At 65.3% G+C, this 16,137-nt stretch carries 13 protein-coding genes; all 13 read right to left on the bottom strand.

All coding sequences use genetic code 11. From position 1 onward, the window contains the following. Positions 1-49: 49 nt before the first annotated feature. The gene (locus PSQ40_RS11430; protein WP_273951587.1) at positions 50-817 is read right to left on the bottom strand and encodes an MlaA family lipoprotein; all 768 of its coding nucleotides are present in this window, start codon (positions 815-817) and stop codon (positions 50-52) included. A 2-nt stretch (positions 818-819) separates the two neighbouring features. Continuing rightward, a complete protein-coding gene (gene mlaD, locus PSQ40_RS11425; RefSeq protein ID WP_273951586.1) occupies positions 820-1,308 on the bottom strand; it encodes an outer membrane lipid asymmetry maintenance protein MlaD in 489 nt (162 codons plus the stop codon). 52 nt (positions 1,309-1,360) lie between these two features. Continuing rightward, complete coding sequence (mlaE, locus tag PSQ40_RS11420) at positions 1,361-2,143, bottom strand: lipid asymmetry maintenance ABC transporter permease subunit MlaE (RefSeq protein WP_273951585.1); 783 nt, start codon at positions 2,141-2,143, stop codon at positions 1,361-1,363. Further along, positions 2,140-2,964 carry an ABC transporter ATP-binding protein gene (locus tag PSQ40_RS11415; RefSeq protein ID WP_273951583.1) on the bottom strand — a complete coding sequence of 275 codons (825 nt, stop codon included), beginning with the start codon at positions 2,962-2,964 and terminating at the stop codon, positions 2,140-2,142. Before PSQ40_RS11415 ends, mlaE begins: the two co-directional genes overlap by 4 nt. A gap of 155 nt (positions 2,965-3,119) precedes the next feature. Continuing rightward, positions 3,120-4,586 (bottom strand): glutamate synthase subunit beta, encoded by a 1,467-nt coding sequence (locus PSQ40_RS11410; protein WP_273951582.1) that lies wholly within the window; start codon positions 4,584-4,586, stop codon positions 3,120-3,122. 35 nt (positions 4,587-4,621) lie between these two features. Next, positions 4,622-9,349: a glutamate synthase-related protein gene (locus PSQ40_RS11405; protein WP_273951581.1), complete on the bottom strand. Its 4,728-nt coding sequence runs from the start codon at positions 9,347-9,349 to the stop codon at positions 4,622-4,624. 191 nt (positions 9,350-9,540) lie between these two features. Beyond that, a complete protein-coding gene (locus PSQ40_RS11400) occupies positions 9,541-10,254 on the bottom strand; it encodes a transposase (RefSeq protein WP_273951580.1) in 714 nt (237 codons plus the stop codon). A 50-nt stretch (positions 10,255-10,304) separates the two neighbouring features. Continuing rightward, the gene (locus PSQ40_RS11395) at positions 10,305-11,243 is read right to left on the bottom strand and encodes a class I SAM-dependent methyltransferase (protein WP_273951579.1); all 939 of its coding nucleotides are present in this window, start codon (positions 11,241-11,243) and stop codon (positions 10,305-10,307) included. Then, entirely contained in the window at positions 11,240-11,821 is a 582-nt protein-coding gene (locus PSQ40_RS11390) for a DUF1415 domain-containing protein (RefSeq protein ID WP_273951578.1), read from the bottom strand. The genes PSQ40_RS11395 and PSQ40_RS11390 overlap by 4 nt, the downstream gene beginning before the upstream one ends. Positions 11,822-11,948: 127 nt before the next feature. After that, positions 11,949-13,163, bottom strand: a complete 1,215-nt coding sequence (locus PSQ40_RS11385) for an MFS transporter (RefSeq protein WP_273951577.1) — start codon at positions 13,161-13,163, stop codon at positions 11,949-11,951. An 11-nt stretch (positions 13,164-13,174) separates the two neighbouring features. Further along, positions 13,175-14,359: a deoxyguanosinetriphosphate triphosphohydrolase gene (locus PSQ40_RS11380; RefSeq protein ID WP_273951576.1), complete on the bottom strand. Its 1,185-nt coding sequence runs from the start codon at positions 14,357-14,359 to the stop codon at positions 13,175-13,177. Positions 14,360-14,361: 2 nt separating this feature from the next. Next, positions 14,362-15,477, bottom strand: a complete 1,116-nt coding sequence (gene aroB / locus PSQ40_RS11375; protein ID WP_273951575.1) for a 3-dehydroquinate synthase — start codon at positions 15,475-15,477, stop codon at positions 14,362-14,364. A gap of 64 nt (positions 15,478-15,541) precedes the next feature. After that, entirely contained in the window at positions 15,542-16,093 is a 552-nt protein-coding gene (locus PSQ40_RS11370; protein WP_273951574.1) for a shikimate kinase, read from the bottom strand. Between the last annotated feature and the right edge of the window lie 44 nt (positions 16,094-16,137).

The following is a 16,137-nucleotide window of genomic DNA, read 5'->3' as shown; positions in this document are numbered from 1 at the left end:
GTTCATAACGGAACGCCTGGTCAAAGGGCCGACAAGGCGCCCCCATCAATCAGGGCAGCGGCTCAGGCGGCAAGGCCCCATCGTCGTCTTCCACCGAGGCCTTGCCGTTGCGCTGCTCGTTGTCGCGCAGTTGCAGGTAGACATCGCGGGTGAAGGAGTATTTGTCCAAGGCCGCCTCGTCCAGCACCCGGCTGGCACCCAGCAAGTTGGAGCGCACCGACACCAAACGGGCGGCGAACAGCGAATTGCGGGTCGGAACGTGGTCGATCCGGGTCACCACATCGCCCTTCATGATGAGCGGAAAGGCGACGGTGTCACGCAAGGTGGAGGGCCCGAGGATCGGCAGCACGATGTAAGGGCCAGTGGGCACACCATAGCGCGCCAACGTCTGTCCAAAGTCCTGCTTGTGCTGCTCAATCTGCATCTCGCTGGCCAAATCGAGCACCCCGCCAAGACCGAAGATGGTGTTGAAACCAAAACGCAGCGCGGTGTCAGCCGACGCCTTGACGTTGAGTTGCAGCACGTTGTTGACGAAGGACCAGACTTCACCGAGGTTGGAGAAGAAGTTGTTCACCCCGGTGCGCACCAGCGAAGGGGTGACCTCGCGGTAGGCCGTGGCCACTGGTTTGAGCACCGCGCTGTCCACGGCCTCGTTGAAGCGCGACATGTCCCGGTTGAAAGGCTCCAGCGGATCACGCGGATTCTTGCCTGGCCCCGAGGCGCAGCCCGACAGCAGCGCCAGCGCCAAGGTCAGCAAGGCCCAGCGCCACCAAGCGCCGGGCCGCCGCTGGGACGGCGTGTTGATTTGAATGTGCATTTTTATTTCTTCCCCCCTGCGTTGGGCGTGGACGGACCGTCCGCTGCCTTGCTGTACAAGAACTGGCTGATCAGGTTCTCCAGCACCACGGCCGATTGGGTGGTGCCGATCTTGTCGCCCTGGGCCAGGTTCTTGTCGTCGGCGCCCGCCTCGATGCCGATGTACTGCTCACCCAGCAAACCCGAGGTCAGGATCTTCACGGAGCTGTCCTTCGGGAAAGCGTAGCGGTTTTCGAGCGCCAGGGTGACCTGGGCCTGAAACGACTTGTCATCGAACACGATCGATTCGACCCGGCCCACCACCACACCCGCGCTCTTGACCGCGGCCTTGGGCTTGAGGCCCCCGATGTTGTCGAACTTGGCCGACACCCGGTAGGTGGACTGGAAGCTCAGGCTCAGCAGGTTGGCCGATTGCAGCGCCAGGAACAGCACCGCCGCCAGACCCAGCAGCACGAACAAACCCACCCAGACATCATTTTTGGAGCGTTGCACAACACCCTCCCTTTCACATCGAGGGCAGGCCCTGGGCCCACCCGGTTGAATCTCAGATACTGAACATCAGCGCAGTCAGGATGAAGTCCAGACCCAGCACCGCCAGCGAAGCCACCACCACCGTGCGGGTGGTCGCACGCGACACGCCCTCGGGCGTGGGCGTCGCCTCAAACCCCTGCAGCAAAGCGGTGAAGGTGACGGTGAAGCCAAACACGACGCTCTTGATCACGCCATTGCCCACATCGCTCCAGACGTTCACGCCGCCTTGCATCTGGCTCCAGAAGGAGCCCGAATCGACCCCGATCAGGGGCACCGCAATGACCCAGCCCCCCAACACCCCGACCGCGCTGAACACCGCCGTCAACAGCGGCAAGGTGATCACGCCGGCCCAGAAGCGGGGCGCCAGGATGCGTTGAACCGGGTCCACCGCCATCATTTCCATGGCGCTGAGTTGTTCGCCGGCCTTCATCAGGCCGATCTCGGCCGTCAGCGAGGTGCCCGCCCGTCCGGCAAACAGCAGAGCCGTGACCACCGGCCCCAGCTCGCGCACCAGCGACAGCGCCACCAACTGCCCCAACGCCTCGGAGGAGCCATAGCGTTGAAGGATGTTGAAGCCCTGCAGGCCCAGCACAAAGCCAATGAACAAGCCCGACACGCCAATGATGGCGAGCGAGTAGTTGCCCAAAAAGTGAATCTGGTCGCGCACCAGGCCGAAGCGCCGCAAGCACACGCCCAAGTCGAGCACCAGCCGCACGAACAGGCGCGCGCCGTGGCCCAGGTTGGCCAACTGACGGCGGGTGGCCAGGCCCACATCCGAGGGACGGTACCAGCTCATCGGGCAGCTCCACTGTGGGGGCCAAAGTCGTCCGCCACGGTCGGGCCCGGGTAATGAAATCGCACCGGCCCCTCGGGCAGCGCGTTGACAAACTGATGCACCAACGGGTCTTCGCTGTGGCGCACCTCGTCGGGCGTGCCTTGGGCAGCGATGCGCCCATTGGCCAGCACGATCACCTGGTCGGCGATGTGGAAGGTCTCGTCGAGGTCGTGCGACACGATGATGCTGGTCAGCCCCATGGCGTCGTTGAGCTGGCGGATCAGGCGCGCCGCCGTGCCCAGGGAAATCGGGTCCAGCCCGGCAAAGGGCTCGTCGTACATGACCAGCTCCGGGTCCAGCGCAATGGCCCGCGCCAGCGCCACCCGGCGGGCCATGCCCCCCGAGACTTCGCTGGGCATCAGATCGCGCGCCCCCCGCAAGCCCACGGCATTGAGCTTCATGAGCACGATGTCACGGATCAGCGACTCGGGCAGGTCGGTGTGCTCGCGCAGCGGAAACGCCACGTTGTCGAACACGCTGGAGTCGGTGAACAAGGCCCCAAACTGGAACAACATGCCCATGCGGCGGCGGATGCGGTACAGGCCCGCCATGTCCATGGTGCGCAGGTCTTCACCGTCAAAGCGAAGCTCACCGGACTGGGGCCGGATCTGCCCCCCGATCAGGCGCAGGACCGTGGTCTTGCCGCCCCCTGATGCGCCCATCAAGGCCGTGACCTTGCCCCGGGGAATGGTCAGGGTGACGCCATCCAGGATCAGGCGCTCCCCGTACCCGAAGGTGAGGTCGCGCAGTTCAACAAGTGAGGAATTGGGTAGGGATGCCATGAAGCGAAAACGCCGGACGGTGCCCAGCGTTTTGGAATCATAAGGGATTCAGGTTAACCCGGAGTCAAGCGAGGCCAACACCAATGACAACGCCCCCAGCAGGGGGCGTTGTCATGGCGAAAAACCGAGGGCACCGGACTGAGCCGGCGGCCCGATCAGCGCGGCAGGTCGCTGAAGCCCATCAGGAACTCGTCCACGGCGCGGGCCGCCTGACGACCTTCACGGATGGCCCAAACCACCAGCGATTGACCCCGGCGAATGTCACCAGCAGCGAACACTTTAGGCACATTGGTTGCGTAACCACCGGTGAATTCGGTGCTGGCCTTGGCATTGCCACGGGCATCCTTGTCCACACCAAAGCCGTCCAGCACGGTGGCGACCGGGTTCACAAAACCCATGGCCAGCAGCACCAGGTCGGCCTTGTACTCTTTTTCAGTGCCCGGGATCTCGACCAGCTTGCCGTCCTTGAATTCGACATGCACGGTCTTGAGGCCGGTGACCTTGCCTTTTTCACCGATGAATTCCTTGGTGGAAATGGCGAATTCACGCGTGCAGCCCTCTTCGTGGCTGGAGCTGGTGCGCAGCTTCAGCGGCCAGTAGGGCCAGACCAAAGGCTTGTTTTCTTGCTCAGGCGGCTGAGGCATGACCTCGAACTGGGTCACGCTGACCGCGCCGTGGCGGTTGCTGGTGCCCACGCAGTCGCTGCCGGTGTCGCCGCCACCAATGACGATGACGTGCTTGCCGTCGGCGCGCAACTGGCCCTTGAGCTTGTCGCCCGCGTTGACCTTGTTTTGTTGCGGCAGGAATTCCATCGCGAAATGGATGCCGTCCAGGTCACGGCCCGGCACCGGCAGGTCGCGCGACTGCTCGGAACCACCGGTCAGCAGCACGGCGTCAAAGTCCTTCTTGAGCTGCTCGGGGCTGATGGTTTCCTTGGCCCAGTTGGTGACCTTGGAGCCCTCGGGCAACTTGCCCACCATCACGCTGGTGCGGATGGTCACGCCTTCGGCCTCGAGCTGCTTGGCGCGGCGGTCGATGTGCGACTTCTCCATCTTGAAGTCAGGGATGCCGTAGCGCAGCAGGCCGCCGATGCGGTCGTTCTTCTCGAACAGCGTCACATCGTGACCCGCACGGGCCAGCTGCTGGGCCGCGGCCATGCCGGCCGGGCCGGAGCCCACCACGGCGACCTTCTTGCCGGTCTTGTGCTTGGCGGGACGGGGCTGGACCCAGCCTTCGGCCCAGGCACGGTCGATGATCGCGTGCTCGATCGACTTGATGCCCACGGCGTCGTCATTCACGTTCAGCGTGCAGGCCGCCTCGCAAGGGGCGGGGCAGATGCGGCCAGTGAACTCGGGGAAGTTGTTGGTGCTGTGCAGCACCTCGATGGCGTTTTGCCAGTCGCCCTTGTAAACCAGGTCGTTGAAGTCCGGAATGATGTTGTTGACCGGGCAGCCGTTGTTGCAGAAGGGCGTGCCGCAATCCATGCAGCGCGCACCCTGCACCTTGGCCTGGCTCGGGTCGAGACCGACCACGAATTCCTTGTAGTGCTTCAGGCGCTCGGAAACGGGCTTGTAGCCTTCTTCGATGCGCTCAAATTCCATGAAGCCGGTGACTTTTCCCATGATGCTTTGTCCTTGAATCGTGAGGTCGGATCGAATTACTTGGCCGCAGCCGCTTCTTTGGCCGAGGCCTTGGCCTTGGTGGTCGCCGTGACCGCTTGCTTCTTGGCGTTGATTTCGCCCAGTGCGCGCTTGTACTCGGTCGGGAACACCTTGACGAACTTGGCACGGGCCTCGTTCCAGTTGTCCAGCAGTTCGCGCGCACGCTTGCTGCCGGTCCAGCGGTGGTGGTCTTCCAGCAGCTTCTTGAGCTGGGCTTCGTCGGTCTGGTCGCGGTGCCAGATGGCCGAGTCGATGGTGGCTTCTTGCTCAGCCGCCGGCAGCACCTTGTCCAGGCTGACCATGGCGGTGTTGCAACGGCTGGCGAAGCTGCCGTCGTCGTCGTACACATAGGCCACGCCGCCGCTCATGCCGGCCGCGAAGTTGCGGCCGGTCTTGCCGAGCACGGCCACGGTACCGCCGGTCATGTACTCACAACCGTGGTCACCGGTGCCTTCGACCACCGCCGTGGCACCCGACAGGCGCACCGCAAAGCGCTCGCCGGCCACGCCGCTGAAGAAGGCCTCACCGCTGGTGGCACCGTACATGACGGTGTTGCCGACGATGATGTTGCGAGCGGCTTCGCCACGGAAGTCGATGCTCGGGCGCACCACCACGCGGCCGCCGGAGAGGCCCTTGCCGGTGTAGTCGTTGGCGTCACCAATCAGGTACATGGTGATGCCTCGGGCCAGGAAGGCACCGAAGGACTGACCACCCGTGCCTTCGAGCTGGATGCGGATGGTGTCGTCTGGCAGGCCTTCCGGGTGCACCTTGGTCAGGGCACCGGAGAGCATCGCCCCCACCGAGCGGTTGACGTTGCGGGCCCGTTCGATGAACTGGACCTTCTCGCCCTTCTCGATGGCGGCGCGCGACTTCTCGATCAGCACCACGTCCAGGGCCTTTTCCAGGCCGTGGTCTTGGTTCTCGACATGGTAGCGGGGCACGTCGGCCGACACTTGCGGCTGGGCCAGCAGGCGGCTGAAGTCCAGGCCCTGGGCCTTCCAGTGCTCGATGCCCTTCTTGGTGTCGAGCAGGTCAACGCGACCGACCATGTCGTCGAACTTGCGGATGCCCAGCTGGGCCATGATCTGACGCACTTCTTCGGCAATGAAGAAGAAGTAGTTCACCACGTGCTCGGGCTTGCCCGAGAACTTGGCGCGCAGCACCGGGTCTTGCGTGGCCACGCCCACCGGGCAGGTGTTCAGGTGGCACTTGCGCATCATGATGCAGCCCTCGACCACCAGCGGTGCGGTGGCGAAGCCGAATTCGTCAGCCCCCAGCAGCGCGCCGATGGCGACGTCACGGCCGGTCTTCATCTGACCGTCGGCTTGCACGCGGATGCGGCTGCGCAGGCGGTTCAGCACCAGGGTCTGCTGGGTTTCGGCCAGGCCGATTTCCCACGGACCGCCCGCGTGCTTGATCGACGACCAGGGCGAGGCACCGGTACCACCGTCGTGGCCGGCGATCACCACGTGGTCGCTCTTGCACTTGGCCACGCCGGCCGCGATGGTGCCCACACCGACTTCGGACACCAGCTTGACGCTGATGCTGGAGTGCGGCGCCACGTTCTTCAGGTCGTGGATCAGCTGAGCCAAGTCCTCGATTGAGTAAATGTCGTGGTGCGGCGGGGGCGAAATCAGGCCCACACCGGGCACCGAGTAACGCAGCTTGCCGATGTACTCGGACACCTTGCCACCCGGCAGCTGGCCGCCTTCGCCGGGCTTGGCGCCCTGGGCCATCTTGATCTGGATCTGGTCGGCGCTGGACAGGTATTCAGCGGTCACACCGAAGCGACCCGATGCCACCTGCTTGATCTTCGAGCGCAGCGAGTCACCGGCTTGCAGCGGCAGGTCGACTTCGACCGCGCTGTCGCCGATCACGCTCTTCAGCGTGGCGCCTTGGGCGATCGGGATGCCCTTGAGTTCCTGGCGGTAACGCGCTGGGTCCTCACCGCCTTCACCGGTGTTACTCTTGCCGCCAATGCGGTTCATGGCCACCGCCAGGGTGGCGTGGGCTTCGGTGGAGATCGAGCCCATGGACATGGCGCCGGTGGCGAAGCGCTTGACGATTTCCTTCGCGGGTTCAACTTCGTCGACCGGGATGGCCTTGGCGGGGTCGATCTTGAACTCGAACAGGCCGCGCAGGGTCATGTGGCGACGCGACTGGTCGTTGATGATCTGGGCGTACTCCTTGTACGTGTTCCAGTTGTTGGCGCGGGTCGAGTGCTGCAGCTTGGCAATCGCATCCGGGGTCCACATGTGCTCTTCGCCACGCGCACGCCAGGCGTACTCGCCACCTGCGTCCAGCATGTTGGCCAGCACCGGGTCGTCACCGAAGGCGGCCTTGTGCATGCGGATGGCTTCTTCAGCGATCTCGAACACGCCAATGCCCTCGACACGGCTGGCGGTGCCGGTGAAGTACTTCTCGACGGTTTCGTTGTTGATGCCGATGGCCTCGAACAACTGAGCGCCGCAATAGCTCATGTAGGTGCTCACGCCCATCTTGGACATGATCTTGGACAGGCCCTTGCCAATCGCCTTGACGTAGTTGTAGATGGCCTTGTCGGCCGACAGGTCGCCTGGCAGGTCCTTGTGGATCGCGGTCAGGGTTTCCATCGCCAGGTAGGGGTGGACGGCTTCGGCGCCGTAACCGGCCAGCACGGCGAAGTGGTGCACTTCACGCGCGGTGCCGGTTTCGACCACCAGACCCGCGGTGGTGCGCAGGCCTTCACGCACCAGGTGCTGGTGAATGGCCGACAGCGCCAGCAGCGCGGGAATGGCCACTTGCGTGGCGCTGATGCCACGGTCGCTGATGATCAGGATGTTGTGGCCACCCTTGATCGCGTCCACCGCTTCGGCGCACAGCGAGGCCAGCTTGGCTTCCACGCCTTCATGGCCCCACACCAGCGGGTAGGTGATGTCGAGCGTGTGGCTCTTGAACTTGCCTTGCGTGGTGGCCGCGATGTTGCGCAGCTTGGCCATGTCGGCGAAGTTGAGCACCGGCTGGCTCACTTCGAGGCGCATCGGCGGGTTGACCTGGTTGATGTCCAGCAGGTTGGGCTTGGGACCAATGAAGGACACCAGCGACATCACGATGGCTTCGCGGATCGGGTCGATTGGCGGGTTGGTCACCTGCGCGAACAACTGCTTGAAGTAGTTGTACAGCGGCTTGTTTTTGTCGGACAGCACGGCCAGCGGGCTGTCGTTGCCCATCGAGCCAATGCCCTCTTCGCCGTTGACGGCCATCGGGCTCATCAGGAACTTGATGTCTTCCTGGGTGGTGCCAAAGGCCTGCTGGCGGTCCAGCAGCGACAGCTCGCTGGTGGCCGGTGCCGCGGCCGCGCCGGCTTGCACGTCGTCCAGCTTGATGCGCAGGTTTTCAATCCACTGCTTGTACGGCTTGCTGTTGGCCAGGCTGGCCTTGAGCTCTTCGTCGTCGATCATGCGGCCTTGTTCCAGGTCGATCAGGAACATCTTGCCGGGCTGCAGACGCCACTTGCGCACGATCTTGTTCTCGGGCACGGGCAACACGCCCGACTCGGAACCCATGATCACGAAGTCGTCGTCGGTGATGCAGTAACGCGAAGGACGCAGGCCGTTGCGGTCCAGCGTGGCGCCGATCTGGCGACCGTCGGTGAACACGATCGAGGCCGGGCCGTCCCAGGGCTCAAGCATGGCGGCGTGGTATTCATAGAAGGCCTTGCGGCGCTCATCCATGGTGGTGTGCTGCTCCCAGGGTTCCGGGATCATCATCATCACGGCCTGGCTGATCGGGTAGCCCGACATGGTCAGCAGCTCGAGGCAGTTGTCGAAGGTGGCGGTGTCGGACTGGCCGGCGAAGCTGATCGGGTACAGCTTTTGCAGGTCGGCGCCCAGCACCGGCGAGGACATCACGCCTTCGCGGGCCTTCATCCAGTTGTAGTTGCCCTTGACGGTGTTGATTTCACCGTTGTGCGCCACATAGCGGTAGGGGTGAGCCAACGGCCACTCGGGGAAGGTGTTGGTCGAGAAGCGCTGGTGCACCAGGCCCAGGGCCGAGACGCAACGCGGGTCTTGCAGGTCCAGGTAATAGGTACCGACTTGGTCGGCCAGCAGCAGGCCCTTGTAGACCACGGTGCGGCTGCTCATGCTGGGCACGTAATACTCTTTGCTGTGCTTGAGCTTCAGCGCCTGGATGTTGGCGCTGGCGGTCTTGCGGATGACGTACAGCTTGCGCTCCAGCGCGTCTTGCACGATCACGTCGTTGCCACGGCCAATGAAGACCTGGCGCAGCACGGGTTCTTTTTCGCGCACGGCGGGCGACATGGGCATGTCGCGGTTCACCGGCACATCGCGCCAGCCCAGCAGGACCTGGCCTTCAGCCTTGATGGCGCGTTCCATTTCCTGTTCGCAGGCCAGGCGCGAAGCGTGTTCCTTGGGCAGGAAGATCATGCCCACGCCGTACTCGCCGGGCGGCGGCAGGGCGACGCCCTGCTTGGCCATTTCTTCGCGGTACAGCGCATCGGGCAACTGGATCAGGATACCGGCCCCGTCGCCCATCAGGGCGTCAGCGCCCACGGCGCCACGGTGATCCAGGTTTTCAAGAATCTTGAGGCCTTGCTGCACGATGGCATGGCTCTTGACGCCCTTGATGTGGGCCACAAAACCGACGCCGCAAGCGTCGTGCTCATTGGTCGCCGAATAGAGACCGTTTTGTTGGAGATGCTGAATCTCTGCAGCCTTCGTCATGGCATGTCCTGATCATTGGGGACCGGCTGGATCGGCACCTGGCAGGTGCGACCGTGGCGGCCCGGGGTTCACGATATTTCGCGGGGAAGCGAAGGATAGTGCAGTGCAATAAAAATGCCAAGAAAATTTAATTGGGGTCAGATACCAATTAAATTCCTGTGTGCATCTTTGAAAATTAAATTGGGGACAGATTAATTGGCTGGCGTTTTGACGCGGCCCGGGACCTTGGGCGGTCGCCCTGCCGCACGCCGGGTCAGGCGGCGGTCGACCTTGGGCTGCCAGGCGTCCACAAAGGCGGCATCGCCCAGCAACCAGCCTTGCTGGGTGGCCTGGCTCAAGGCCTGCACCTCGCGCTCCGACAGCCCCTCCGCGACCTGGCGGGCGTAGGCCACCTCGCGCGCGAACGGGGTGTTGCCCAATTGCCAATAGACCGGGTGCGGGGTGATGAGGCGATCCACCTGGCGGCCGATGTGGTGCGCATGGGAGGACCAGGCATGGTCCTGGGGCTCGGCCACCAGGCCCAGGCGCACCGGCATGGTGTCCATGTTCACCATGCAGGGGACCAGGTAGCGCTCGGCCTGCAACACGGTGGAGCGGAAGCGCCCCTCCCACAGCGTGCCGCTGCGGCCATGGCGCTGGTTGAACTGGCGCGTGTACTTGCGGCCGATGGCCTGCATGAAGGCCGACAGCGCATCCGCGCTGCGCGGTGTCAACAACAGGTGAACCGCCTGAGGCAGCAACAGCCAGGCGTGCAACTCCATGCCGTGCTCGGGCAGGTACTGGGCCAGCACCGCCAAAAAGGCCTGGCGATCCGCGTCGTCAACAAAAACCGCCTGGCCGTTGTTGCCACGCAGGATCACCTGGTGCGGCAGGCCAGGCAGGGTCAGGCGGGCGAGGCGGGCCATGGCAACGGAGCGGGCAAGGACAGCGGGCGCGCGGCGGGCGGGTGAGCAGATCAGGCCGCTGAGGGCGCTGCGTCCGGGGCCGTAGCCAGGGCCGCCCCCTGGGCCGGCAGGGGGTAACGGGTGGCCTGCAACGATTGCAGCCCGAACTCGGCCAACAGGGCCTGCAGGCGCTCGGCCGCGCTGCGCTTCTTCTGGCCGGTGTAGCGGGCCAGGATCAGCTCGTTCTTCATGCTGTGCTCCCAACCCACCAACTCGGTGACGGTGACCTGGTAGCCACAGGCTTCCAGGTACAGGCAGCGCAGCACGTTGGTGATCTGGCTGCCCATCTCACGGGTGTGCAGCGGGTGGCGCCACAGCTCGGCCAGCGGCGTGCGCGACAGCGACAAGGCCTTGCTCTCGCGCAGACAACTGGCCACCTCGGCCTGACAGCAGGGCACCAGCACCATGAAGCGCGCGCGCTTCTGCAAGCCAAACGCGATCGCGTCGTCGGTCGCGGTGTCACAGGCATGCAAGGCCGTGACCACGTCAATTTGCTCGGGCAGGCGCTGGTCGCTCAGCGACTCGGCCACCGTGGTGTTGACGAAGGCCATGCGCGAAAAACCCAGTCGCTGGGCCAGCGCCTGCGAGCGTTCGACCAGTTCAGCACGGGTTTCGACGCCATAGATGTGGCCCTGCCCCAGGGCTTTGAAGAACAGGTCATAAATGATGAAACCCAGGTACGACTTGCCCGCGCCGTGGTCGGCCAGGGTGGGCCCACCGTCGCGGGCGGGCAGTTCATGCAACAGTTTCTCGATGAACTGAAACAGGTGGTAGACCTGCTTGAGCTTGCGCCGGGAGTCCTGGTTGAGCCGGCCCTCGCGGGTCAGGATGTGCAGTTCCTTGAGCAGTTCGATCGACTGGCCAGGCTTGAGCTCGGCCGCCAGTGCGGCGTCCACAGCCGCCGCTCCGCGTTGGGGCGTGGCGGCTGCCTGGGTCTTGTTCTTCTTCATGGGGTGGTCCGGTGGGCCTCGACGTCCAGTGCCGCCCAGCCTTCATGGCCCAGGCGCTCCAGCGTCTCGATGTTGCGCTCGTAAATCAATTCCGCTTCGGGGAACACCTCGACCGCCCGGTCGATGCTGGCCTCGCGCAGCAGGTGCAGGGTCGGGTAAGGGCCGCGGTTGGTGCAGTTGCTGATGTCGTCCGGCCGGGTGCCCGCAAACTGGAACTGCGGGTGGAAGCTGGCGATCTGCAGTTCGCCGTCCAACGCGAGGCGCTCCAGCACCTCGTCGGCCCAGCCGAGGAAATCGTTGAAGTCCAGGAAATCGCTCAAGGCGTCGGGCAGCACCAACAGGGTGGTGTCCCGTTCGGCGGGATCGGCCTGGGCCAGGGCCCGCAACTCGGCCTCGAGCGTGCTCAGCAAGGCCTCGGGCTCGGTGCCGAAATCCACCACGAAGTGCACCTGGTTCTTGACGTACACCGACTTGGCGAACGGGCACAGGTTGAGGCCGATCACGGCCCGCTCGAGCCAGCGCCGGGTGTCCGCCACCACCTGAGCCTCGCGGGCCGCGTCAGGGGTCAGCAGCGTCATGTGGAACGCCCCTCGGCGTCAGGCGCCGCGAGCGACAGGGAAGAAAACAGAAAAGTCACAAGCCAGCGCCCGTCCAAGAGGAGAAGCCTCGATTTTACCGGCCAGACCACGCAAACCCGGCAAGGGCTCAGCGCGCCCGAGCTGGCACCGTGCGCGACAGCACCCAGGCCAGGCCCATGCCCAGGACAGAGCAGGTACCGGTCGCCACCCAGGTCCACTGCCAGCCGCCGCACCAGACCGCCAAGGCCCCCACCGCTGGCGGGCCCAGGAACTGCCCCAACGAGGAGCACTGCTGCATCCAGCCCACCGTGGTGCTGATGCAACCCTCGTCTGGCGCGACTTTCACAGCCTGCCCAAACAAGGTCGCCGGAATGACACCACCGATCAGCGAGAACAACAGCACCCCGACCATGCGGACTTCAAACGACAGCGGCCAGGCGGACTGAAAGGCCCAGACACTGCCCACCGCCATGCCCCCAAAGCCCAACACCAGCAGCTGGGCGGGCAGGACGCCCCGGTGCTGCAAGGCCCCGCCCGACAAGTTGCCCAACATGTTGACGCCCGCCAAGCCCGCCATCAGCCATGCGGCCTGCACGGGCGACCAAGCCTCGGGCGCCAGCATGGACGGCAGGAAACCGATCACCGCCAACCATTGGCCCGAATACAGCGCAAAAGCCCCCGCGACCACCCAGGGCCCGGTCGACGACCAGGTCTGGCGCAGCCGCAACCACAAGCCCCGCCCGGCCCCATGCCGACGCTCGGCCGGGACCGCGCCACCAGCAGGATCAGGGGGCAAGCGCCAGGCCAGCAGGGCCCCCATCAGGGCGGTGGCGGCCGCCGCCCCCCACCACCAGACAGCCCAGTGCCAATGGGTCAGGACCCAGGGGCCCAGCAGCAGGGCCAGCGCGGTGGCCAACGGCATGTAGCAGCCCCACACCCCGAGCATGAGCGCCAGGCGCTGCGGCGGCACATGGCGGCGCAGCAGGCCTGCGGCGGGCATGGTGGCCAGCAGAAAACCCAAGCCCTCCAGCGCTCGCAAGGCCAGCAAGGTGGACACGGCCTGGGCCGCCGGCGCCAGGGCACTGGCCACGCTGAGCACACCCAGGCCCAGCAGCGCACAGCGGCGCAGACCCCAGGCATCGGCGAGGCCGCCCATCAGGGCGCCCAACACCATGCCCGCAGCCTGCACGGTGGACAGCAACCAGCCGGCCTGCGCCAGCGTCAGGCCCCAGTCCTGGCGCCACACCGGCAAGGCCGGCGCGAGCTTGGCCACATGCAGGGCCGCGGCCACCCCGGCAGCCACCACCACCCAGGCCCAGACCCGGCGTCGCGGCGGCGTCACCGCCCCAGTCGTCACGACAGCAATCGCTGCCCCGTGAGGCGTTCGTGCTCACGCAAGGCATAGCGGTCGGTCATGCCCGCGATGTAGTCGGCCACCGCGCGAGCGGTGTCGGCGCGGGCCGCAAAGCGCGGCCGCATCTCGTGGGGATCGCGCAAGAAGCGCTCAAACAACTCGGCCACCACCTGGCGCGCCCGGTGGGTGGTCTCCATCACGCTGGGGTGACGGTAGAGGTTTTTGAACAAGAACTGCTTGAGTTGCGTCGACTCCGCCCGCATGGCGGGCGTGAAGCACAGCAGCGGTCCGGCCCGTCGCACGTCGTCGACATGGTGCAGGGGTTGCTGCGCCAGTGCCGCGGCGGTGGCCTCGATCACGTCGTAGACCTGCTGGCTCAGCATGCGGCGGATGGCCTCGTACAACAGGCGCCGACCGGCTTGGTCGGCCAGTTGCGGGAACTCGTCGAGGGTCTGCTGGCGGTAACGCTCGAACAGCGGCACGGCCTGCAACTGCTCCAGGGTGATGAGGCCGGAGCGCACCCCGTCGTCGATGTCGTGCGCGTTGTAGGCGATCTCATCGGCCAGGTTGCAAAGCTGCGCTTCAAGGCTGGGTTGGGTGCGGTCGATGAAGCGGCGCCCCACCCCGCCAGGCTCGACCGCCTCGATCTGACGCGCGTGGGCCAGCGAGCAGTGCTTGAGGATGCCCTCGCGGGTCTCAAAGCTGAGGTTCAAGCCGTTGTAGCGGGGGTAACGCTCTTCGAGTTCGTCCACCACGCGCAGGCTTTGCAGGTTGTGCTCGAAGCCGTCGGCGTCCGCTGCGCCGTGTGCACGCAGGCACTCGTGCAGGGCATCCTGCCCCGCGTGCCCGAACGGGGTGTGCCCCAGGTCATGGGCCAGGGCAATGGCTTCGACCAGGTCCTCGTTGAGCCCCAGCGAACGTGCGATGGAGCGCCCGAGCTGGGCCACCTCCAGGGAATGCGTCATGCGGGTGCGAAACAGGTCACCCTCGTGGTTCAGAAACACCTGGGTCTTGTAGACCAGACGCCGGAATGCCGTGCTGTGCACGATGCGATCGCGGTCGCGCTGGAACTCGCTGCGGGTGGGCGCAGCCACCTCGGGGTAGCGCCGTCCGCGGCTCTGGTCGGGGTCGCAGGCATAGGGTGCCAGGGCTCGGCCCCCGGCCAGCTCGGGCAGCGCCACCATGTTCAGGCCGCCACGGTGCAGGCGTCGATGACCTCGCGCACCAAGGCGTCAGGTGCACCGCGCACCACAGCGCGCCCCGGTGAGTCGATGAGCACGAACTTGATCTCGCCCGCCTCGGCCTTTTTGTCGACGCGCATCAGGCTCAGGTAGCGGCCCGCATTGTCGTTCGCGTCCAGCACCGGGGCTTGGACCGGCAGACCCGCCGCGGCGATCAGGCGCGTCAGCCGGGCCACCCAGTCGGCCTCGACCAAGCCCAGGCGCAGCGACAACTGGGCCGCCATCACCATGCCGCAACCCACGGCTTCGCCGTGCAGCCATTGACCGTAACCCAGGCCGGCTTCGATGGCATGGCCAAAAGTGTGGCCAAAGTTGAGGATGGCGCGCAGGCCCGATTCGCGCTCATCCACCCCCACCACCTCGGCCTTGATCTCGCAACTGCGCTGCACCGCATGGGCCATCAGCGACTGGTCGCAGGCGCGCAGGCCATCGATGTGGGCTTCAATCCAGTCGAGGAAGGCGGTGTCGGCAATCGGGCCGTATTTGATGACCTCGGCCAGCCCGGCGCTGAGCTCGCGGGCCGGCAAGGTGCGCAACACGGCCAGGTCGCACAGGACTTTCTGCGGCTGATAGAAGGCCCCGATCATGTTCTTGCCCAACGGGTGGTTGATGGCGGTTTTGCCCCCGACCGACGAATCCACCTGGGACAGCAAGGTGGTGGGCACCTGCACAAAGGGCACGCCACGCATGTAGGCCGCGGCGGCAAACCCCGTCATGTCACCAATCACGCCGCCCCCCAGGGCATACAACACGGTCTTGCGGTCGCAGCCTTGGCCCAGCAAGGCGTCAAACACAAGGTTCAGGGTGTCCCAGGTCTTGTAGGCCTCGCCATCGGGCAGGATGACTTCGTGCAACACCGCATGGCGTGAAGCCAGCGCCGCTTTCAGGCGCGCCAGGTACAGCGGCGCCACCGTGGTGTTGGTGACGATAAGGGCCGATCGGCTGGCGGGCACGCCGTCGAAGGCAGCCGCCTGATCCAGCAGATCAGGACCGATCAGGATGTCGTAACTGCGCTCGCCCAGGTGGATGCCCACTCGGGCGGCGGTGGATGGCGAAGACATGGTGGCAAAGCTCGCAAGAAAACGTGGAACAAGGATCGACAGCTCCCGCTTGCGGCAGCCAACCTCAGAGTTTAGGCGTTTCGCCCGTGCGCGCACCCAGACGGTCTGGCAAGGCCAGGTCCAGCTGCATGGAAATCATGTTCACCAGCGCCGCCACGGTGGGCCGGCCGGTCTCCACCACAAAGCGAGACGACTCCCGGTAGAGCGGGTCGCGGTCGGCGTAGAGCTCCTTGAGCTTGCGCAGCGGATCGGCCACCTGCAAGAGCGGGCGGCTGGTGTCGTGCCGCAGTCGGCGGTAGATGTCCTCGGGACTGGCTCGCAGGTAAATGACACACGGCGCCTGCTGCAGGCGCTGCCGGTTGCCTGGGCGCAGCACGATGCCGCCGCCGGTGGACACCACGCCCCGCTCCTGCGCCAGGCATTCAGCCAGGGTCTGCTCCTCGCGGTCACGAAAAGCCGACTCCCCCTGGGCCTCAAAGAACTCACGGATCGAACACCCCAGCCGGGTCTCCAGCACCTGGTCCGTGTCGAGAAAGGGCAGCCCCAAGCGGCGCGCAAGCTGCCGCCCGACAGTCGATTTGCCGGAGCCAGGCATTCCGATCAGGACACAAAGCATGTGAATTTCAGGTTCGTCACGACCGCGGGCAAGCCAGTCTCAGA

The sequence above is a fragment of the Curvibacter cyanobacteriorum genome, from assembly GCF_028649475.1.
GTDB classification, from domain to species: domain Bacteria; phylum Pseudomonadota; class Gammaproteobacteria; order Burkholderiales; family Burkholderiaceae_C; genus Curvibacter; species Curvibacter cyanobacteriorum.
Note: the sequence above shows the minus strand (reverse complement) of the source record. Positions and strands in the feature narration are given on the sequence as shown.

Bases quoted from the DNA above. Each gene is read 5' to 3' on its own strand.
- PSQ40_RS11430 (WP_273951587.1), bottom strand. From the start codon at position 817: ATGCACATTCAAATCAACACGCCGTCCCAGCGGCGGCCCGGCGCTTGG.
- mlaE (WP_273951585.1), bottom strand. From the start codon at position 2,143: ATGAGCTGGTACCGTCCCTCGGATGTGGGCCTGGCCACCCGCCGTCAG.
- PSQ40_RS11415 (WP_273951583.1), bottom strand. From the start codon at position 2,964: ATGGCATCCCTACCCAATTCCTCACTTGTTGAACTGCGCGACCTCACC.
- PSQ40_RS11410 (WP_273951582.1), bottom strand. From the start codon at position 4,586: ATGGGAAAAGTCACCGGCTTCATGGAATTTGAGCGCATCGAAGAAGGC.
- PSQ40_RS11405 (WP_273951581.1), bottom strand. From the start codon at position 9,349: ATGACGAAGGCTGCAGAGATTCAGCATCTCCAACAAAACGGTCTCTAT.
- PSQ40_RS11400 (WP_273951580.1), bottom strand. From the start codon at position 10,254: ATGGCCCGCCTCGCCCGCCTGACCCTGCCTGGCCTGCCGCACCAGGTG.
- PSQ40_RS11395 (WP_273951579.1), bottom strand. From the start codon at position 11,243: ATGAAGAAGAACAAGACCCAGGCAGCCGCCACGCCCCAACGCGGAGCG.
- PSQ40_RS11390 (WP_273951578.1), bottom strand. From the start codon at position 11,821: ATGACGCTGCTGACCCCTGACGCGGCCCGCGAGGCTCAGGTGGTGGCG.
- PSQ40_RS11380 (WP_273951576.1), bottom strand. From the start codon at position 14,359: ATGGTGGCGCTGCCCGAGCTGGCCGGGGGCCGAGCCCTGGCACCCTAT.
- aroB (WP_273951575.1), bottom strand. From the start codon at position 15,477: ATGTCTTCGCCATCCACCGCCGCCCGAGTGGGCATCCACCTGGGCGAG.
- PSQ40_RS11370 (WP_273951574.1), bottom strand. From the start codon at position 16,093: ATGCTTTGTGTCCTGATCGGAATGCCTGGCTCCGGCAAATCGACTGTC.